We start from the raw sequence: 19,669 nt of genomic DNA, 5'->3' as shown, positions 1-19,669 counted from the left end.
GACCAGCGGATGACCAGCGGGGCGCCGCGACGGGCACCGCTCTAGACTCGGCCACACCCCTTCGGACCGACCCTGGAAGCACTGTGCGAGACCTCGTCCCGATGGCCCGCTTCGGCGGCCGCGTCGCCTCCGACCTGCGAGATGTCACCAGCGATCTCGCCGCGCTCGACTCCTCGGGCTTCTGGGCGGTGTCCGTGGACTTCGAGGGACAGGTGGTGTGCGCGCGCTTCGGGGACGTCCGCAGCGCGCCGCCGGCGGCGCCGGACGGCTGGTGCGGACCGGCCACCGGAGCGTGGACCTCCTCACTGGACCGGGACGCCTATATCGCGGGTGTGCGCCGTATACGCGCGTACATCGCGGCCGGCGACGTCTACCAGGCCAACCTCTGCCGGGTGCTGTCCGCTCCGCTGCCCGACCCCGCCCGGTCCGACGTCGACGCGCTCGGCTCGGTGCTCGCCCACGGCAACCCGGCCCCGTACGCGGGCACCATCCGGCTCCCCGGGCACGGTGTGGAGATCGCCACCGCGTCCCCCGAGCTCTATCTGCGCCGTGACCGCTCCCTCGTCGAATCCGGCCCGATAAAGGGCACCGGACGTACGGAGGCGGATCTGCTGCCCAAGGACCACGCCGAGAACGTGATGATCGTGGACCTGGTCCGCAACGACCTGGGGCGGGTCTGCGCGACCGGTTCGGTCACCGTCCCGGAGCTGTGCGCCGTCGAGAAGCACCCCGGGCTGGTCCACCTCGTCTCGACCGTGCGGGGTGAACTGCGCCAGGACACCGGCTGGGCCGGGCTGTTCGCCGCCACCTTCCCGCCCGGCTCGGTCACCGGAGCCCCCAAGTCCAGTGCGCTGCGGATCATCGAGGAACTGGAGACGGTGCCGCGCGGCCCCTACTGCGGGGGTATCGGCTGGGTGGACGCCGATCGCGGCACCGGTGAACTGGCCGTGGGGATCAGGACGTTCTGGGTCGACCGCACCGGCCCGGAACCGCTGCTGCGCTTCGGCACGGGAGCCGGCATCACCTGGGGCTCCGACCCCGTGCGGGAGTGGGACGAGACCGAGCTGAAGGCGTCCCGGCTGCTGGCGGTAGCGTCGGGGGACCATCCGGGACACGAAGGGACCACACCGTGAAGATCTGGGTCGATGGCACGCTGCGGGACGCCGCTGACGCCACGGTGTCGGTGCTGGACCACGGGATCACCGTGGGTGACGGGGTCTTCGAGACGCTCAAGGCGGTCGACGGCGCGGCGTTCGCGATCACCCGCCACCTGGACCGGCTGACCCGGTCCGCACGCGGTCTCGGACTCCCGGACCCGGACCACGACGAGGTGCGCAGGGGCTGCGCGGCGGTCCTGGCGGCCAACCCGGTGCCGCTCGGCCGGCTCAGGATCACGTACACCGGCGGGCTCTCCCCGCTCGGCTCCGACCGCGGCGACGCGGGACCCACCCTGATCATCGCCCTCGGCGAGGCCGCCGCCCGGCCCGACACCACCGCCGTGGTCACGGTGCCGTGGACCCGTAACGAGCGGGGCGCGCTCAGCGGTCTGAAGACCACCTCCTACGGCGAGAACGTCGTGGCGCTCGCCCGCGCCCACGCCCACGGCGCCTCCGAGGCGATATTCGGCAACACCGTCGGGCGGCTCTGCGAGGGCACCGGCTCCAACATCTTCGTCGTGCTCGACGGGCAACTGCTCACCCCGCCGCTCTCCTCCGGCTGTCTCGCCGGCATCACCCGCGAGCTGGTCGCCGAGTGGAGCGGGGCCCAGGAGGCGGATCTGCCGCTGGAGGCGCTCGACGAGGCCGAGGAGATCTTCCTGACGTCCACCCTCCGCGATGTCCAGGCGGTACGGCTGGTCGACGGGCGGGAACTGCCGGGAGCACCGGGCCCGGTCACCGCCAAGGCGATGCGGGTCTTCGCGGAACGGGCCGGAGCCGACCCGAATCCGTGACGTGGCGCTGAGGAGCGGGTAGAACTGGCCCCAGTCCAAACGGGGGAGTGACGCCATGACAACCACCCTGCGACCCGATCAGCCGGAGCGGCACGGAGCGGCGGGCGCGCGTTCGCGCCGCTACACCGTATGCGTCAACAGCAGGCCGGTCGGCGGGATCGAGCTCTCCGCCGGGCCGCGGTTCGGCGTCACGGCCGGCCGGATCACCGGACTGGAGATCCACGAGGCGGACCGGCGGCGCGGCCGCGCCACGGTCGCCGCGCTCGCCGCCGAGGAGGTGCTCCGCGGCTGGGGGTGCGACGAGGTGACGGTCGACATCCCGGCGGACGCCGTCCTCGCGCAGCGGCTCGCGGACACCCTCGGCTACACCGAGCGCAACCGCGGCATGGTCAAGCGGCTGTCCGGTCCCGCACCCGAACTGCCCGCAGGCAGCACCGTCCGCCCGGTGACCGAGGCGGAGTTCCCCGCCTGGAACGAACAGAAGATGATCGCGTACGTGGAGGGCATGGTGACCCGCGGCGTCCCGTTCGCCCAGGCCTCCGCCCGGGCCGAGGCCGACCACAGCGCGGCCCTGCCGGACGGCCCCCGCACCGACGGCACCCTGCTGCTGACCCTGGTCCACCGGCGCCGGGACGTCGGCACCCTGTGGCTGAGGCTGCGGGACGCGGCCGACCCGGGGGTCCCGGCGTGGGTCTTCTCCGTCGAGGTGGCCGAGGAGCACCGCGGCCAGGGGCACGGCCGCACCCTGATGCTCGTCGCGGAGCGGGAGTGCCTGGGCGCCGGGGTCGGCACCCTGGGCCTGAACGTCTTCGGCGGCAACACGCCGGCGCTGCGGCTGTACGAGTCCCTGGGGTACGCGACCACGCGCCGCCATCTGTTCAAGCGGCTGCTCTAGCGGCTGCTGCTCCAGAGGAGAGGACTTCGGACCGGACCTATCCGGCCAGCAGCCGGTCCGCGATCTCCTCGATCCGGGCGCGCAGCCCCTCCTGGCTCTTGCCGCCGTCGAGCCGCTGCCCGTCGATCACATACGTCGGCGTGCCCGTGACACCGATCGCCCGGCCCTCGGCCTCGTCGGCATCGATGATCAGCAGGTGCCGGCCGTCGATCAGCGCGGTGTCCACCTCCTCCGCGTCCAGCCCCATTTCGCGGGCCACCTCCACGAGAAGCTCCTCGCCGCGCTTGCCGAGCTCTTCCGTCCGGGCCAGCACCGCCTCGGTGTACGGCCAGCCCTGCCCCTGCGCCCAGGCCTCCTCGGCCGCCTGGGCGGCGGCGAGGGCGTGCTGGTGCTTCTCCAGCGGGAAGTGCCGCAGCTGGATGTCCAGCGCGTCGCCGTAGCGGGCGCGCAGCGCGCGTACGTCGTCGAGGGCGGTGCGGCAGTCGGGGCACTGCAGCTCGCACCAGACTTCCAGGACGGCGCGGGCGGTGGCAGGGGGAGTGACGTCGTTCATGCGGCCCAGTCTGGCACCTGGGGAGGAGCCCTCCCCCGAGATCACCCTGAGACAGGTCCCGGGACGTGGCCTCCGGCTTCGCGACGGGTGCACGATGGATACAGGAACATCCCGATACCGCCGCAGGAGTACAGGATCAGGAGCACTGGATGCTGACCGCTACCGTATGCGTCGCACTGTCCGCGGCGGGCCTGGCGATCGCGATGCTGACCGCGTACCGCCGGCGTTACCTCGCGGCCGTCCGCACCGCCGCCTTCGCCCTGCTGCCGGTGGGCCTGTACATGACGGGCCTGGTGACCCTGGGCCGGAAGGTCGGCACGGCCACCGGGAGCTGGGCCGCGGACCTGGTCTTCAAGCCGACGGTGTGGCTGGGCTTCGGTGTGCTCGCGGTGTCCGTGGTGCTCTACACGGTGACGCGCTTCGCCGCCGGCCGCGCCGGCGGCAGCCGCCGTGAACGCAAGGCCGCCGCTGCCGCCGCGGGTGCTCCGGCGGTGGCCCCCGGCGCCTCCCAGCCCTCACTGCCCGCGGGGCGCAAGCCGGCGGCGAAGTCCAAGGCCGCGACCGACGGCGGACTGTCCGATTTCTCCGACATCGAGGAGATCCTCAAGCGCCGCGGCATCTGACCTGCCGCAGGGCCCCGGAACGCAGAACCACCCCTGAGAGTTCGCGTGTTGGGCGCGGCGGCATGGGGTGCTGCGTCATCATCGCGGTGTGCTGCGATCTTCCGGGGGGTCACCCCCGTGCCCACGGCCGACACCTGAGGCCGAGAGGCCGGCCCCCGGAGACATTCCGCGGCCGAGGGCGGGCGCCGACGAGCCCAAGGGCTGTCTGTTCGCGCTCTCCCAGCCGCCGCTGATGCTCTTCCTCTGCGTGATCGCGGGGCTCATCGGATTCGGCGCGCTCTACGACATCGTCATGCTGTGAGCCGCGGCTAGGGCGGTGTCGAAAGTAGCGCTGTTCGCCCGGAGGGTGTGGCCCACGGTGTCTGGTGCGTGCGCTCGCAAGGCGGAGGGTCGTCCTCGTACTGGTCGTACGTGGACGAGCCCGACAACGCGGCGAGGGCGTGTGCCAGGCGGGACTTTCGCAATACGCTTTAGGGTCGGCTGGCCTCGCGCTGCCGGGCCCGGTACGCGGCGACATGCAGCCGGTTCCCGCAGGTGCGGCTGTCGCAGTAGCGCCGGGAACGGTTGCGCGACAGGTCGACGAAGGCCCGGCGGCAGTCGGGGGCGTCGCAGCGCCGCAGCCGCTCGCACTCACCGGCGACGACCAGGAACGTCAGCGCCATGCCGCCGTCTGCGGCCAGGTGGTCGGAGAGCGACGCGCCCGGGGCGAAGTAGTGCACATGCCAGTCGTGGCCGTCATGGTTCGTGAGCCGCGGGGTGGTCCCGGCCTCGGCGACCATCGCGTTCAGCAGAGTGGCGGCGGCCTGGGCGCTGGGGGCGCAGAACACCTGCGCGAACCGCTCACGCACCCGGCGCACGGTGGCGAGGTCGTGCTCGCCGAGCCGGCCCACCTCGCTCACGTGGTGTTCCTCGACGAACGCGCGCAGCGCGGCCACATCGTGCAGACCCTCCCGGCCCTCGCTCTCCGGGGAGGTGTTGATCAGGTCCACCACACAGTCGAGTGCGTACCTGGTGTCATGGTTGATCAACACGGAATCGCTCCCTGGCCGGTGGGGGTCGGGCGGCTGCGTTCCGGCGACTCTAGCGCGCGAGAGCCACCGCCGTGGGGGTCGTGGTCCACGGCGGTGGCTCTGTGAAGCGCATGCGAGGCTTCGTACGGCGGTCGGGTCCGGGCCATGCCCCCGAGTAGGACGGCACCGGACGGCTGGTGGGCTGGGGTCAGCTCTCCGCGAGGATGTGGGAGAGCTCGGTGTCCAGATCGAAGTGACGGTGCTCGGTGCCCGGGGGCACGGCGGCGTCGGTCCGCTTGAGGAACGACTCCAGTGCCCGCGCCGGGGCTTCGAGCAGCGCCTCCCCCTCTGGGGAGCTGAGGGCGATGCACACGACGCCCTGGCCATGACTGCGCGACGGCCAGACCCGGACGTCTCCGGTGCCGGTAGGCCGGTGCAGGCCCTCGGCGAGCAGATCGCGGGCAAACACCCATTCGACCGTCTCTTCGGCACCAGTGTGGAAGGTGGCGTGCACGGCATAGGGATCGGCCGTGTCGTACCGCAGGCCTGCGGGTACAGGCAGTGAGGATTCGCTCGACACAACGAGGCGCAGGTGCAGCTCGCAGCTGACCGTGGTGTTCATAAGCGCCAGGGCCTTTCGCTCAGTGTGCGCTCGGGGATTCGCACGTCGGCGAAATCGACATGCCACCTGCGGGGACGTTGTAAACCCCTCTGACTGGTTTGTGAGGCTTCTGGTACCTCGTCCGGCCCAGTACTTTTACGGTGTCGAAGGCCATTCCGGTGATCTCCGCCCTTCGGGTAGGTTTGGCGCCATGACTGCGGAGAGTGACGAAATTCAGGGGAATGTGGCCATGGACCGGAGACTCGGTTCCAAGGCTCCTGAATTCATCAGGAAATCCCGGGGACTGCACCTCAGCTGGCAGGTGGGGGTGTTCATCGTCGGGCTGGCCGTGGTGGCGGCCGGTGTGGTGATGCTGCCGCTGCCGGGCCCCGGCTGGTTGGTGATCTTCGGGGGAATGGCGATCTGGGCCACCGAATTCGTCTGGGCGCAGCTCGTGCTGCGCTGGACGAAGCGCAAGGTGACCGAGGCGGCGCAGCGTGCGCTCGACCCCAGGGTGCGGCGCCGCAACATCATCCTGACGGCCGTCGGACTGGTGATCATCGGCGCCCTGCTCGGCTACTACGTCTGGCGGTTCGGATTCGAGATGCCATGGCGGATCGGCTGACCCGCGGATGGTCCGGGGCACCGTCTGAGGTGCGGTAATGTTGTCCCCGCACGGGGGCGATTAGCTCAGTGGGAGAGCACTTCGTTCACACCGAAGGGGTCACTGGTTCGAACCCAGTATCGCCCACCCCGACCGAGGGCCCGGAAGCGAAACGCTTCCGGGCCCTCGGCGTTTCCGGGACTCCCGCGCCCCGGAAACCCAGCGCGCCGCGCTCAGCGCATCCGGCCGATGACCTCGCGCACCCGGCGGACGTCGCGCAGCCGGCGCTCGTACGTCGTGCCCAGCGCCAGCAGCAGCAGACCCGCCACCGCGAGCGGCAGCCAGCGCGGCGCCGCGCCCACGACCTGGACGACGTACGGGGCCAGCTCGTGCAGCGCGAGGAGCACCAGGACGGCGCCGCCCAGCAGCAGCGGGGCCCGCAGCCGGTGCCGGGCGCCCAGCAGCGTCACGGCGAGCGCGCCCGCGCCCAGCAGCAGCGGGCGCTGCCAGTGCGCGTCGCCCCACGCGGCCACCAGACTGGGCAGCAGGGTCGCCGCCAGCCCCGGGCCGTAACTGGACCAGGACGAGGCCGCCGGGTCGCGGCGGCGGCGCAGCCAGCCGACGAGCAGCCCCGCGGCGGTCAGCGACAGCGTGTAGGCCTCCGGTGTCGTGACGCCGGAGGCGGCCAGCCGCACCCAGCTCGCCGCGGCCGTCAGGGCGCCGGCGGCGTAGACGGCCTGCCGGCGGTCCTGGCGCAGGGCGAGAGCGGCGGCCAGCACACCGGCCGCCGCGAGGACCAGGGCGAGGGCCGGAGCGTCCGGGACGGCCAACACGACCGCCAGCGCCGCCGCGACCCACCCCGCCGACTCCAGGGCCTGCCGGGGCCACCCGGACGGCGCCGCGGACAGCACGGCGGTGGCGCCGACCGCGAGGACCAGGAAGGCCGCCACCTGCGACGGATGGCCCGCGGCCGCCGGACCGGCCCAGGCCGGCCCGGTCGCGCACGCCACGGTGCCGACGGCGCCCACCGTCCGCCGCACGATGTCACCGCGCACCGCCGCGGTCCCCGCGAACGCCGCCAGGAGCACACCCAGCACGGCGAACGTGGCGGTCCGCCCGGCGAGACCCCAGGCCACCGCGGTCACCGCGGTGGCCGTGCCGGCTATGAGCGCGGTGCGCGACAGCAGCGGCACGCGTACGGCCACGGCCGCCGCGAGCAGCGCGACGGCGAGTGCGAGCCGCAGGGAGAGCGCCACCGGGTACGTCGCGCCGGCGGCCGCGGGCAGCGCCGCGACGGTCACGGCGCCGCACACCACGGCCGCGGGGCCCGGCACCCGCCACGCGGGGCGCCGCAGCGCGGTCGCCGTGAGGACCAGGGCGAGCAGCCCGGCGACCACCACCATGGACGGCGGAGCGACCCGCAGCCCATGAGGCGTCAGAGCGTCGTGGGCGCTGTGCGGGGCGCCCGACCAGATCGAACCCACCCAGCTCAGCGGCCCGAAACAGGTCACGGCCAGCGCGGGCACCGCCCACAGCGCCGCCAGCAGATGCGCCGCCGAGGCTCCCGTCGCGACCCCGTCGGCCGTGGCGCCACGCGATCCGCCGCGCAGGGCGGCGGCCAGGGCCAGCACCGCCACCGCGCAGCCCAGGTACCCCGGAACGACCCAGTCGTCCGCGACCCACGTCCGCACCACGCCACCGGTCCCGGCGATGGTCACGAGAGCGGCCAGAGCGGCGAGCAGTGCGGCGGCGGGGTGCCGGGTGACGGGGGCGCTGAGGGGCGGCGTACCGGCGACGGGAACCGGGTGCACCGGAGCCGCCGCCGGGAGGCGGTGGGCGGCCGTGAGGGCCACCGCGGCACCTGCCAGCAGCAGGCCGCAGGCCTGCAGCGCGGCGCCGGTCGACGCGGCGTCCAGCGACAGCCACAGCGCGGCGGCCAGGCCCAGCAGACCCGACACCGTGCCGGCCACGGCGCCGGTCGTCCGCAGACCGCGCGGCAGCCGGCGGCCCGGTGCCGTTACGGCGAGAGCTGCGTCCGACGCGGCGGCGAGGAGCACGGCGGCGGCGAAACCGCGCACGGAGCTGTGCGCCCACGCCCACAGCGGCAGCGGCAGTTGGGCGAGGACCAGCGCGACGGGCGCGGGCAGCACGAGCCGGCCGCGCAGCAGCAGCCCGTAGCCCGCCCAGAGGGCGCTCACGACGGCGAGGCACCCGGCGGTGTACACCAGCGCGTGGATCTCGCCGAGCTCCGCGCTCACCCGCCGCACGGCGTACGCGTCGAGCAGCAGCAGGACCAGCCCGAGGCAGGCGATCACCTCGGCGGTAGCCGACAGCGCACGGCGCAGCAGGAGCGCGGGAACGGCGAGCGCGGTGAGGGTCAGCGCGCCCAGGACCGCGGACCGGCCGCCGATGCCGAGCTGTCCCCAGTTGACGACGGTGAAGGCGGTCACCGCGACGGCGAGCAGGGCGCCGCCGAGGGAGAGCAGCAGATTCTGCGCGCTCGGCGGTGACGTCTCACGGACGGGACCCGCGACGGGACGCGCGAACGGAACCGCGAAGGGACCCGCGGCCGGACCGGGGCGCGGGCCCCAGCCGGGCGGCGGCGGTGGGTAGGCCACCGGGCGCGCCGCGGCGAGCAACTGGGCCCGGCGGCCCAGGAGACGGCCGCGTTCCGCGTCGACCGCGGCGAGCGCGGTCCCGACCGCCCGTAGCTCCGCGGCGATCTCGCCGGTGAGCGGCAGCGCGCAGCGCGGGCACACCGGTACGGGCATCGCCGGGTGCGGAAACGTTCCGCAGGCCGGGCATTGGGCGGGTGGCGGTAGGGGCTCCATACCGATGGAGTGTGGCGTGGACCACGAGATCCGTCATCCGGGCCGGTACTCAGAACGTGCCTGAGTACCCACACTGGCTTCCATGGACTGGAGCCGTTACCGCTTCCGCACCACCTGGCGTCTCGGCGCCCGCCCCGATGCCGTCTACGCCGTTCTGGAACGTCCCGACGAGTACCCGTCGTGGTGGCGGCAGGTGCGCGAGGTGCGGCGCACCAGCGAGACCACCGGCACCCTCCGGTTCCGTTCCGTGCTCCCGTACGACCTGGTCGTCGACGCGCGCGAGTCGCGCCACGACGACGCCGCCGGAGTGCTGGAGGTGACGATGACCGGGGACCTGGAGGGCTGGGTCCGCTGGACGGTGACGGCCGACGGCGGCGGCACGCGGCTGCTCTTCGAGGAGGACGTGGTCGTCCGCAAGCCCCTGATGCGGCGCCTCGCGGTGCCGTGCCGGCCGTTCTTCCGGGCCAACCACGCGCTGATGATGCGCCAGGGGCGGCGGGGGCTGCGGGACCGGCTCGTGGCCGGCCCGGCCGGGAATGGCGTTTGAACGGACGGGCCCGCGCCCTGTATTGTTCGGGACGTCCCGGGCGATTAGCTCAGCGGGAGAGCACTTCGTTCACACCGAAGGGGTCACTGGTTCGATCCCAGTATCGCCCACAGCAGGGAAACCGGCCGGTCCTCATGGACCGGCCGGTTTCGTGCGTGACGGGCGCCGCGCGGGTCCTGGCGCTCAGGCGGCAGGGGGCCGTGCGCGCTGCGCGGGGATCATCGGCGCGGGCCGCAGCGGCTAGGACGGGTCGCAGCGTTCCGGCGTACCGTTCCTGGCGAAGTAGGCCTGCAGGCCGCGGGCTTGGCCCGCGTGCCACGCCGTCTGGCGTTCGTGCAGCTCGGCGGGGCCGAGCTCGGCGAGCCGCTCCGCGAAGCGGCGGCCTATCGCCCGGGCCAGCTCCAGGGACGCCGTCGCGTCCGCCGCGGCGTCATGCGCGTCCGCCAGCTCGACGCCGTAATGCGCGCACAGGTCGGTGAGGGTGCGCCGGCCCTTGCGGTAGCGGTCCAGCGCCTTGTCGAGCACCCGGGGGTCCAGGACGCACAGCGCCGCCCCGTCCAGCCGGCCGTGCAGCGTTCCGCCGCGGTGCCGTTTCAACTCCCGGTCCAGCAGCGTGAGGTCGAACGGCGCGTTCATCACCACCAGCGGCACCGACCGGGCCGCCCGGCCGGCGAGCGCCTGCGCCATCTCCTCGACGACCGGACCCGGCCGGCGGCCGTGCCGCCGCAGGAAGGCGTCACTGAGTCCGTGTATGGCTCGCGCGCCCTCCGGCACGGGCACACCCGGGTCCACCAGCCAGCGCAGGACACGGGGTTCGGCGCCGGGAGCGTCCTGCTCCACGAGGGCCCCGGAGACTATGCGGTCGTGCTCCACGTCCACGCCGGTGGTCTCGGTGTCGAAGGAGGCCAGTGGTCCGTCGTACCAGCGAGGCATGGGGTACTCCCAAGGATGTCGGGGAGGTTGACGGGCGGTCAGATCTGCCGCCCCTGAGCGGTATGTACCCGTAACTCGTGGTCACTGAACCGCAACTGTTTGCGACCCTCCGCTGGTGGAGAAGACACAGGTGACGGATACGCACTGACAACGCACGGCTCGGAAGGCACGGAAGAGCGATGGCGCTCACGCAGCCCGCCCCGGGCGAGCCGACGGCCGAGCGGGCCACACCGCTCAGGGGAGGGCTCGCCACCACCAGTTGCATGGAGACCCTGCAGGTGGGGTATTTGCACGCGGTCGCGGCGGCGGCCGGCTGCTCGCTCGCCCAGCCCTTCCCGGACAACGGCATCGACTGGCATCTCAGCCACAGTTCGCGCGCGCACGCCGTCGACGACGAGGTGACGATAAAGGTGCAGCTCAAGTGCACCTACCAGGTCGCCCCGCATCCGGCGGGGCCGACCTTCGGCTTCACGCTGGAGAACGAGCACCTGGTGAAACTGGCCAGGACCCCGGCGTCGGTGCACAAGATCCTGGTGGTGATGCTCGTGCCGCGCACGCAGGACGAGTGGCTGGCGGCCGGGCACGACCGGCTGGAACTGCGGCACTGCTGCTACTGGACGAACCTGGCCGGCGTCGCCGTGACGGGCAAGCGCAAGACCACAGTGCGGATACCGACCGCGCGGATCTTCGACGACCGTGCGCTGTGCCAGATCATGGCGCGGGTCGGGGCGGGAGGAAGACCGTGATGCACCGGCCCACCGACACCGATGAGCCCGTTCTGCCCGACCCCGAGCGGGTCGACCCCGCGGTACTGACCGCGCTGCTCGTCCGGCACGGCTGGGAGCGGCGCGGCGGCGCCCCCGGCCGCTACAGCCGCTGGACCCCGCCCGGCAGCGCCGTCCGGCTCCAGGACGCGGGGGCGGACGCCGGCCGGCCGACGGGGAACGGCACCGGCACCAGCCTGCTCGTCCCCGAGGGCCGTCCGCGCCGCGGCCGGACCACGGACCCGGGCTACGCGGACAACACCGACCTGCTCGGTGAGGCGCTCACCGCACTCGCGCGCTCCGCCGCCCCGTCCGCCCGCGAGGTGCTGCTCGCCCTCACCGTCCCCGGCGACGAGATCCGCTGGCGGCGCGAGGTGCCGCGGATCGGCGAGGCGGTGCCGTGGACCACCGCCGAGCAGCTGCGGGCCGGCGCCCGGGCGATGCTGCTGGCCGCCGCGCGCGCCGCCCGGCAGACCGCCGGGTACTTCGGCGAGCGGCACGGGCCGCATGCCGCGGGCTTCCTGGAACAGGTCCTGGTCGGGCCGGTGACCGGCGGCCATCTGCTCACCGCGTACGCCCCCGTCCCCGAGGGCCGGCCGGCGACCTCGACGCTGCTGCGGGCGCTGCAGGCGGCCCGGGACGCGGTGGACCTCCAGCGCGCCACCGGCGGGATGGAGGCGTTCGACGCCGCGGTCGACCTCGGCGTCTGCCATGAGCTGGCCGAGGCGCTGGTCCGGCTGGTGCGCGGCACCGAGGGCATGGAGGTGGCGCTCGCCTGGTCACCGGCGGCCGGTCCGCCCGGCGGCTTCGCGAGCCGTCCCGAGCCGGTGGAGTTCTCGCCCGGTGACCTGCCGGCCCTGGAGGCGGCGAGCGCCCGCTATCTGCGCCGCGAACCGTCGGTCCCGGTCCGGGTGACGGGCACCGTCGTCCGGCTGCGCCGGCCCACCCCGTCCGGCGGCGGTTCGGTCCGGCTCCGGGTCCTCGCCGGCGCCGACGTCCGCCAGGTCCGGGTCCGGCTGGACGAGGCGGAGTACCGTATCGCCGCCCACGCCCACCTGGTCGGACTGCCGATCCGGGTCAGCGGACGGCTGGAGAGCCGCGGCGGCTTCCGCCGGCTCACCGAGGCCGTCGGCGTCACCCCGGTCCAGGTGGACGAGGCCGAACGGGACCGGCTGCTGAAGTCGCTGCACGGCGGCGTCGACACCTTCGAGGACGCCTGCGGCGGAGACTCCTGACGCGGGAACGGCCTCTCGGTCGCTCACCGCCCCCCATCACTTCGCGGCGGACCCGCCGGGCTCGGTACGATTCACCCGTGCGGCATCCGCCGCCGTGCGGTATTGAGTCATGGGAGAGAACCGGTGTCAGACGTCCGTGTGATCATCATTCGCGATTCCGTTGAGCGGGAAGAGCGGGTGGTCACGACCGGGACGACCGCCGGAGAGCTCTTCGACGGCGACCGCAGCATCGTCGCCGCGCGCGTCGCCGGCGCGCTGAAGGACCTGGCGTACCCGGTCGCCGACGGCGACGAGGTCGAAGCCGTCCCCCTGACCAGCGAGGACGGGCTGAACATCCTGCGGCACTCCGCCGCGCATGTCATGGCCCAGGCCGTGCAGGAGCTGTTCCCGTCGGCGAAGCTCGGAATCGGCCCGCCCATCAAGGACGGCTTCTACTACGACTTCGACGTCGAGACCCCCTTCACCCCGGAGGACCTCAAGAGCATCGAGAAGAAGATGCAGGAGATCCAGAAGCGTGGCCAGCGCTTCTCTCGCCGCGTGGTGAGCGACGACGACGCCCGCGAGGAACTGGCGGCCGAGCCGTACAAGCTGGAGCTGATCGGCCTCAAGGGCTCCGCCTCCTCCGACGACGGCGCGAACGTCGAGGTCGGCGCGGGCGAGCTGACCATCTACGACAACATCGACAGCCGCACCGGCGAGCTGTGCTGGAAGGACCTCTGCCGGGGCCCGCACCTGCCCAGCACCCGGCTCATCCCCGCCTTCAAGCTGATGCGCAGCGCCGCCGCGTACTGGCGCGGCAGCGAGAAGAACAAGCAGCTGCAGCGCATCTACGGCACCGCGTGGCCGTCGAAGGACGAGCTGAAGGCGTATCTGGAGTTCCTCGCCGAGGCCGAGAAGCGCGACCACCGCAAGCTCGGCTCCGAGCTGGACCTCTTCTCGATCCCCGAGGAGATCGGGTCCGGCCTGGCCGTCTTCCACCCGCGCGGCGGCGTCATCCGCCGGGTCATGGAGGACTACTCGCGCAAGCGGCACGAGCAGGAGGGGTACGAGTTCGTCTACACCCCGCACGCCACCAAGGGCGCGCTCTTCGAGAAGAGCGGGCACCTGGACTGGTACGCCGACGGCATGTACCCGCCCATGCAGCTCGACGAGGGCACCGACTACTACCTCAAGCCCATGAACTGCCCGATGCACAACCTGATCTTCGACGCCCGGGGCCGGTCCTACCGTGAACTGCCCCTGCGGCTCTTCGAGTTCGGCACCGTGTACCGGTACGAGAAGTCCGGTGTCGTGCACGGCCTCACCCGCGCCCGCGGCTTCACCCAGGACGACGCGCACATCTACTGCACCAAGGAGCAGATGGCGGATGAGCTCGACTCGACCCTCACCTTCGTGCTGAACCTGCTGCGCGACTACGGCCTGGAGGACTTCTACCTCGAGCTCTCGACCAAGGACCCGGAGAAGTTCATCGGGTCGGACGAGAACTGGGACGAGGCCACCGAGACGCTGCGCAAGGCCGCGGAGAAGCAGGGCCTCGAACTGGTCATGGACCCGGGCGGCGCCGCCTTCTACGGCCCGAAGATCTCCGTCCAGGCGCGCGACGCCATCGGCCGGACCTGGCAGATGTCGACCATCCAGGTCGACTTCAACCTGCCGGAGCGCTTCAACCTGGAGTACACCTCCGGCGACGGTTCCAAGCAGCGTCCGGTGATGATCCACCGTGCGCTCTTCGGCTCGATCGAGCGGTTCTTCGCGGTGCTCCTTGAGCACTACGCGGGTGCCTTCCCGGCCTGGCTGGCGCCGGTGCAGGCGACCTGCATCCCGATCGGTGACGCGCACGTCCCGTACCTGCAGGAGTTCGCCGCCAAGGCGAAGGCCCTCGGGCTGCGGGTCGACGTGGACGCCTCCTCGGACCGCATGCAGAAGAAGATCCGCAACGCCCAGAAGGCCAAGGTGCCCTTCATGATCATCGCGGGTGACGAGGACATGGAGGCCGGCGCGGTCTCCTTCCGCTACCGCGACGGCACCCAGAAGAACGGCGTGCCGGTCGACGAGGCCGTCGCCGAGATCGCCAAGGCCGTCGAGGACCGCGTCCAGGTCTGACACACGGCGTACGACCGCAGGCCCCTGGGGCGCGAGCGACTCGCACCCCAGGGGCCTGCGCGTTGCCGTGGGAACCGCCCCTGCGCCACGTGGCGGGACCCGGAAGTCCTATGCTGATCGGCATGACGAGTGAGCCGGAGCAGCAGATCGGAGTGGGTACGCAGGACGCGTTCCAGCGCCTGTGGACCCCGCACCGTATGGCGTACATCCAGGGTGAGAACAAGCCGACCGGCCCGGAGGCCGGCGACGGATGTCCGTTCTGCTCGATCCCGTCCAAATCCGATGAGGACGGCCTGATCGTCGCGCGGGGCGAGCACGTCTACGCGGTGCTCAACCTCTACCCGTACAACGGCGGCCACCTGATGGTGGTCCCCTACCGGCACGTCGCGGACTACACCGAGCTGGATCTGGCGGAGACCGCCGAGCTGGCCGGGCTGACCAAGCGCGCGATGACGGCGCTGCGCACCGCGTCCGGGGCGCACGGCTTCAACATCGGCATGAACCAGGGCGGGGCGGCGGGCGCGGGGATCGCCGCGCATCTGCACCAGCACGTGGTGCCGCGCTGGGGCGGCGACACCAACTTCATGCCGGTCATCGGGCACACCCGGGTCCTGCCGCAACTGCTGGCAGACACCCGCAAGATGCTCGCGGACGTCTGGCCGCACTAGTCCCTGCCGGGTGCGTCGTGGGTCGGGGGCCGGGACCTCCGGGGCAGGGGTCCGAAATCGACTATTTACGGGCCTGGCGGCCCACAAATAGCTCGGCAGCATTTCGAAACCCACCCCTGCGGCCCCGGCCCCCTTCCGTCCGGTGTGCCCATGATCCGCCGGACAGGCTTTACGCGTCGTACGCGTCCGCCTTGCGGGGTTCCGCGCCCTGGACCAGGCCGCTCAGCATCAGCGAGCGGTTGGTGAAGTGCGAGGTGTCGACGCCGTTCTCCTTCATGACGTGGATCGCCGCGGCGTGCACCGCGCGCAGCACCGGGGTCGCGGCGCGCAGCGCGTCGTCGGCCATGAAGCGGTGCTTCCACGGCTTGTCCGCCCAGGTGTGCCGGAGGCCGAACGGCTCGGGCAGTGCGAGCGTGCCGCCGAGGTGGTCCAGCACGCTGGGGAACCGGGTGAGCGGCGCGCGGGCCGCCAGCCGGACCACCTCGCCGGGGTGGATCAGCGGTAGCTGCACCGTGTGGGTCTCCCAGAACTTGACCGGGTGCGAGACGGTCTTGGAGTTGGGCGCCGGCGGTGCGGTGAAGATCGGGTGCACGGGGCCCAGCGCGTGGCCCGTCACCTCGACCCGCAGGGTCTGCGCCAGCACGGTCACCGTGACCATCAGCGTTATCACCAACTGGCCGTCCCACAGGACGAACTGGATGCCGAGGTAGTGCCGGTTGCCCTTGCCGAACTGCTGGTTGTTGCAGATCCGCTGGATCTCGAAGTCCTTGACGGTGAACGCCTCGACCTCGGCGCCGGTGGGCCGGGAGATGGCCTTGGCGTTCTCCCCGGTCGGGGCGACGACCCAGTGCCGTATCGACGCCTTGGGGAAGCCTCCGGTGTGCAGCGGGCCGCGCTCCAGCATCCGCAGTTTGTCGTGGATGGCGCGGATGACGTCCCAGCTGCGGAAGGGGTGGATCTCGGCGAGGCCGTCGCGTGGCACCAGCTCCTCGGCCATCTGCCAGCTGCCCCAGCGGGTGCCCATGCCCAGTATTCCCTTGGGGCCCGCATAGAAGACCACGTTGCTGTTCTGCTCGGCGGAGAGCTTCGCCAGGCTCTGCCGCAGCGTCTCCGCCCTGGTCTGGTTCGGGTTGCGCGGTACGGCCTCGGGGATCTTGGCGCCGACGCCGGTGCCGGAGACCAGGCCGGCCCAGCGCTCGCGCAGGTCCTTCGCGGTCTGCTCGCAGATGCGCTTGGCCCAGAACCAGCCCAGCACCGGTACGAGCATCATGACGCGCAGGTACTGGCGCCAGAACCCGGTAAGCGGCGGCTTGATGATGAGCAGGGCGGCGAACGCGACGACGATCAGCAGGATCACCGCGCCCAGCGGGCCCGCCTTCGAGTCCTGCGCCTTCGCCAGCGACCTGCGCAGCTGGAACGCGCCGAGCCAGATCAGCACCCCGGGCAGGAACAGCAGCCCGAAGACGGCCATCACGATCGTCAGCCGGTTGTCGCGCTCCTGCCGGATCCGGTTCGCGGCGAGACAGTGCTCGACGACGGACTGCGGTTCGGCACCGAAGGACTGCACGAGTTCGCCGCGCGCCGCGCCGAGCATCCGCACCTGGACGGAACGGGCGAACGCCTCACCGAGGTTGGGCTCGAAGAGCGAGAGCCGGGGAGGGGTGAAGACCGCGTCCTCGTTGGCCTTCCTGAGGTCCTCGACCGGGGAGTCCCGATAGGCCGCGGACGACAGGGCCTGGGTTGCGGCGGTGCCGCCCTCCGTACCGATCAGCGGGACCTGCGCCCCGGGGCTGAAGTCGAACCCCTTGCCGTCTGCCACTACCGCCCCCTCATTCCCCCACACGACCCCGCGGGCACAACGGCTCCACCGGCCCATTCCCCGCGAGCGGGGCCGTCACACTTCTGGAGCAATGCCCACAGTATCGGCGCGGCGGTCCGCGCGGGGTGCACACGGACCGCCGACCGGCCTTCCTGCGGCGTTACTTGGCGGAATCCGCCTGTTCCCTGAGCTTGGCCGCGAGCGGCGGGGGCATCGGCTCGTGGCGGGCGTACGCGCGGCTGAAGCGGCCGGTGCCGTGCGACAGGGACCGCAGGTCGACGGCGTACCGGCCGATCTCGATCTCCGGCACCTCGGCCCGCACCAGGGTGCGGCCAGGACCGGCCGGTTCGTTGCCCAGGACCCGGCCGCGCCGTCCGGAAAGATCGCTCATCACCGAACCGACGTAGTCGTCGGAGACCAGCACCCCGACCTCGACGACCGGTTCCAGCAGGTCGATCCTGGCCCCGGCGGCCGCCTCCCGCATGGCGAGCGCCCCGGCGGTCTGGAACGCGGCGTCGGAGGAGTCCACCGAGTGCGCCTTGCCGTCGGTGAGGGTGACCCGGATGTCCACCACCGGGTGGCCGAGGGCCACACCCCGGGCGGCCTGCGCGCGGACGCCCTTCTCCACCGACGGGATGAACTGCCGCGGTACCGCGCCGCCGATCACCTTGTCGACGAACTCGATGCCGGAGCCGGCCGGCAGCGGATCGACCTGGATCTCGCAGATCGCGAACTGGCCGTGCCCGCCGGACTGTTTGACGTGCCGGCCGCGCGCGGTGGCCTGCTCACCGAACGTCTCGCGCAGCGACACCCGGTGCTGCACGGCGTCCACCTGGACCCCGTAGCGGCTGCGCAGCCGTTCCAGCGCGACATCGGCATGCGCCTCGCCCAGGCACCACAGGACCACCTGCCGGGTGTCCGGGTTCTGCTCGAGACGCATCGTGGGATCCTCGGCGACGAGCCGCGCCAGACCCTGCGAGAGCTTGTCCTCGTCGGCCTTGCTGTGCGCCTGGATGGCCACCGGGAGCAGCGGGTCGGGCATCACCCACGGCTCCATGAGCAGCGGCCGGTCCTTGGCCGAGAGGGTGTCGCCGGTCTCGGCGCGGGTCAGTTTGGCGACGCAGGCCAGATCGCCCGCGACACAGCTCGCCACCCCGCGCTGCTGCTTGCCGAAGGGCGAGGACAGCGCGCCCACCCGCTCGTCCACGTCATGGTCCGCGTGCCCGCGGTCCTCCATGCCGTGCCCCGAGACATGGACCGTCTCGTCCGGCCGCAGCGTCCCGGAGAAGACCCGCACCAGGCTGATCCGCCCGACGTACGGGTCGGAGGAGGTCTTCACCACCTCGGCGGCGAGCGGCCCGTCGGGATCGCAGGTCAGCGGCGGGCACGGGCCACCCTGCAGGGCGCTCACCGGTGGCGCCTCGCGCTCCAGCGGGGTCGGGAAGCCGCCGGTGATCAGTTCCAGCAGCTCCAGGGTGCCGAGCCCCTGCCGGGCGCCGTCGGCCGCGGGGGCGGCGGCGAGCACCGGGTGGAACGTGCCGCGGGCGACCGCCCGTTCCAGGTCCTCGGTGAGGGTCTTGAGGTCCAGTTCCTCGCCGCTGAGGTAGCGGTCCATCAGGGTCTCGTCCTCGCTCTCGGCGATGATCCCCTCGATGAGCCGGTTGCGGGCCTCCTCGATCAGCGGCACCTCCCCGGGCTCGGGGGCCCGCTCGGTCCGCTCGCCCGTCGAGTAGTCGAAGACCCGCTGCGACAGCAGCCCGATCAGCCCGGTGACCGGGGCGTGCCCGTCCGGGCCCTGCTCGCCGTGCAGCGGCAGGTACAGCGGCAGCACCGACTCGGGGGAGTCGTCGCCGAGGACCCGGGCGCACAGCGCCGTCATCTCGTCGAAGTCGGACCGGGCCGCCTCCAGATGCGTCACCACCACGGCCCGCGGCATCCCGACCGCCGCGCACTCGTCCCACACCAACCGGGTCGCGCCGCCCACGCCCGAGGCGTCCTGCGCCGCCGAAACGACGAAGAGGGCCGCGTCCGCTGCTCGCAGACCGGCCCTCAACTCCCCGACGAAGTCGGCGTATCCGGGAGTGTCCAGCAGATTTATCTTGATATCGCCCCAGAGGACCGGCACAAGTGACAGCTGCACCGACCGCTGCTGCCGCTGCTCGATCTCGTCATGATCGGAGATCGATCCGCCGTCCTCCACCCGCCCTGCCCGGTTCACCGCGCCGGTTGCCAGCGCCAGGGCCTCGACGAGTGTGGTCTTGCCCGCTCCGCTGTGGCCGACCAGCACCACATTGCGCACCTTCTCGGGCCGGCCGGCCGCCGGTGCCCTTCCGGCGGCTCCTGGATGTACGTCTCTCCTGTCGGCTGCTCCACCCACGGGTCTCGCCTCCATGTCCGTCACTGCATGGGGGACCGCGCCCTCTGCAGGGGCACAAACGCGCAACGTCACGGGAGACCGCACCGGAGGTGCCCCGGGACGGGGTACAAAGGGAGGGTTTCCGGCGACGCCCGCGGTTATCCGACCTTCCCACG

The 19,669-nt window shown here is 72.4% G+C and carries 18 protein-coding genes and 2 tRNA genes; 13 read left to right on the top strand and 7 right to left on the bottom strand.

All coding sequences use genetic code 11. The annotated features are described in order from the left end of the window. Nucleotides 1–101: 101 nt before the first annotated feature. From C8250_RS11350 to C8250_RS11340, 3 genes are read left to right on the top strand one after another with little or no spacing between them, the layout of a single operon-like run. Nucleotides 102–1,133 (top strand): chorismate-binding protein, encoded by a 1,032-nt coding sequence (locus C8250_RS11350; RefSeq protein WP_138352725.1) that lies wholly within the window; start codon nt 102–104, stop codon nt 1,131–1,133. Then, nucleotides 1,130–1,951 (top strand): aminodeoxychorismate lyase, encoded by an 822-nt coding sequence (locus tag C8250_RS11345; protein ID WP_138352661.1) that lies wholly within the window; start codon nt 1,130–1,132, stop codon nt 1,949–1,951. Before C8250_RS11350 ends, C8250_RS11345 begins: the two co-directional genes overlap by 4 nt. A 55-nt stretch (nt 1,952–2,006) precedes the next feature. After that, complete coding sequence (locus tag C8250_RS11340; protein ID WP_138352660.1) at nt 2,007–2,846, top strand: GNAT family N-acetyltransferase; 840 nt, start codon at nt 2,007–2,009, stop codon at nt 2,844–2,846. Nucleotides 2,847–2,883: 37 nt separating this feature from the next. On the opposite strand, the gene C8250_RS11335 is transcribed toward C8250_RS11340, so the two are convergent. Beyond that, a complete protein-coding gene (locus C8250_RS11335; protein WP_138352659.1) occupies nt 2,884–3,399 on the bottom strand; it encodes a DsbA family protein in 516 nt (171 codons plus the stop codon). 149 nt (nt 3,400–3,548) lie between these two features. Here C8250_RS11335 and C8250_RS11330 point away from each other — a divergent pair, with 149 nt between their 5' ends. Next, nucleotides 3,549–4,022, top strand: coding sequence for a hypothetical protein (locus C8250_RS11330; RefSeq protein WP_138352658.1), 474 nt, complete (start codon nt 3,549–3,551; stop codon nt 4,020–4,022). Nucleotides 4,023–4,110: 88 nt separating this feature from the next. Next, nucleotides 4,111–4,323: a hypothetical protein gene (locus C8250_RS11325; RefSeq protein WP_138352657.1), complete on the top strand. Its 213-nt coding sequence runs from the start codon at nt 4,111–4,113 to the stop codon at nt 4,321–4,323. A gap of 169 nt (nt 4,324–4,492) precedes the next feature. Here the strand turns inward: C8250_RS11325 and C8250_RS11320 are convergent, their stop codons facing one another. Further along, nucleotides 4,493–5,053 carry a CGNR zinc finger domain-containing protein gene (locus C8250_RS11320; RefSeq protein WP_138352656.1) on the bottom strand — a complete coding sequence of 187 codons (561 nt, stop codon included), beginning with the start codon at nt 5,051–5,053 and terminating at the stop codon, nt 4,493–4,495. 187 nt (nt 5,054–5,240) lie between these two features. Continuing rightward, entirely contained in the window at nt 5,241–5,654 is a 414-nt protein-coding gene (locus C8250_RS11315; protein ID WP_003959770.1) for an SsgA family sporulation/cell division regulator, read from the bottom strand. Between the two features lie 190 nt (nt 5,655–5,844). Here C8250_RS11315 and C8250_RS11310 point away from each other — a divergent pair, with 190 nt between their 5' ends. Further along, complete coding sequence (locus tag C8250_RS11310) at nt 5,845–6,258, top strand: TIGR02611 family protein (protein WP_138352655.1); 414 nt, start codon at nt 5,845–5,847, stop codon at nt 6,256–6,258. Nucleotides 6,259–6,312: 54 nt separating this feature from the next. Continuing rightward, nucleotides 6,313–6,384 (top strand) — tRNA-Val (locus tag C8250_RS11305). 86 nt (nt 6,385–6,470) lie between these two features. Here the strand turns inward: C8250_RS11305 and C8250_RS11300 are convergent. Further along, nucleotides 6,471–9,008, bottom strand: coding sequence for a hypothetical protein (locus C8250_RS11300; protein ID WP_198357480.1), 2,538 nt, complete (start codon nt 9,006–9,008; stop codon nt 6,471–6,473). Nucleotides 9,009–9,150: 142 nt separating this feature from the next. On the opposite strand from C8250_RS11300, the gene C8250_RS11295 reads away from it, so the two are divergent. Next, nucleotides 9,151–9,615 (top strand): SRPBCC family protein, encoded by a 465-nt coding sequence (locus C8250_RS11295; RefSeq protein ID WP_138352654.1) that lies wholly within the window; start codon nt 9,151–9,153, stop codon nt 9,613–9,615. A gap of 38 nt (nt 9,616–9,653) precedes the next feature. Next, nucleotides 9,654–9,725: transfer RNA gene (locus tag C8250_RS11290), tRNA-Val, on the top strand. A gap of 130 nt (nt 9,726–9,855) precedes the next feature. Here the strand turns inward: C8250_RS11290 and C8250_RS11285 are convergent. Further along, nucleotides 9,856–10,548 (bottom strand): exonuclease domain-containing protein, encoded by a 693-nt coding sequence (locus C8250_RS11285; protein WP_138352653.1) that lies wholly within the window; start codon nt 10,546–10,548, stop codon nt 9,856–9,858. Nucleotides 10,549–10,727: 179 nt separating this feature from the next. Here C8250_RS11285 and C8250_RS11280 point away from each other — a divergent pair, with 179 nt between their 5' ends. The 4 genes from C8250_RS11280 (at nt 10,728) to C8250_RS11265 (ending at nt 15,318) form a co-directional block, all read left to right on the top strand. After that, nucleotides 10,728–11,294, top strand: coding sequence for a DUF4365 domain-containing protein (locus C8250_RS11280; protein ID WP_138352652.1), 567 nt, complete (start codon nt 10,728–10,730; stop codon nt 11,292–11,294). After that, complete coding sequence (locus C8250_RS11275; RefSeq protein ID WP_138352651.1) at nt 11,294–12,547, top strand: hypothetical protein; 1,254 nt, start codon at nt 11,294–11,296, stop codon at nt 12,545–12,547. Before C8250_RS11280 ends, C8250_RS11275 begins: the two co-directional genes overlap by 1 nt. A gap of 123 nt (nt 12,548–12,670) precedes the next feature. Continuing rightward, on the top strand, nt 12,671–14,650 hold the full coding sequence (gene thrS, locus C8250_RS11270; protein ID WP_138352650.1) for a threonine--tRNA ligase: 1,980 nt from the start codon (nt 12,671–12,673) through the stop codon (nt 14,648–14,650). Nucleotides 14,651–14,760: 110 nt separating this feature from the next. Continuing rightward, on the top strand, nt 14,761–15,318 hold the full coding sequence (locus tag C8250_RS11265; protein WP_138352649.1) for an HIT domain-containing protein: 558 nt from the start codon (nt 14,761–14,763) through the stop codon (nt 15,316–15,318). 169 nt (nt 15,319–15,487) lie between these two features. Here the strand turns inward: C8250_RS11265 and C8250_RS11260 are convergent, their stop codons facing one another. After that, nucleotides 15,488–17,137: a hypothetical protein gene (locus C8250_RS11260; RefSeq protein WP_138352648.1), complete on the bottom strand. Its 1,650-nt coding sequence runs from the start codon at nt 17,135–17,137 to the stop codon at nt 15,488–15,490. 160 nt (nt 17,138–17,297) lie between these two features. After that, nucleotides 17,298–19,529: an elongation factor G-like protein EF-G2 gene (locus tag C8250_RS11255; protein WP_138352647.1), complete on the bottom strand. Its 2,232-nt coding sequence runs from the start codon at nt 19,527–19,529 to the stop codon at nt 17,298–17,300. Nucleotides 19,530–19,669 lie beyond the last annotated feature (140 nt).

Source organism: Streptomyces sp. So13.3, assembly GCF_005860785.2.
GTDB lineage: Bacteria > Actinomycetota > Actinomycetes > Streptomycetales > Streptomycetaceae > Actinacidiphila > Actinacidiphila fildesensis.
The sequence above is the reverse complement of the archived record's forward strand: the minus strand, read 5'-3'. Positions and strand labels throughout refer to the sequence as shown.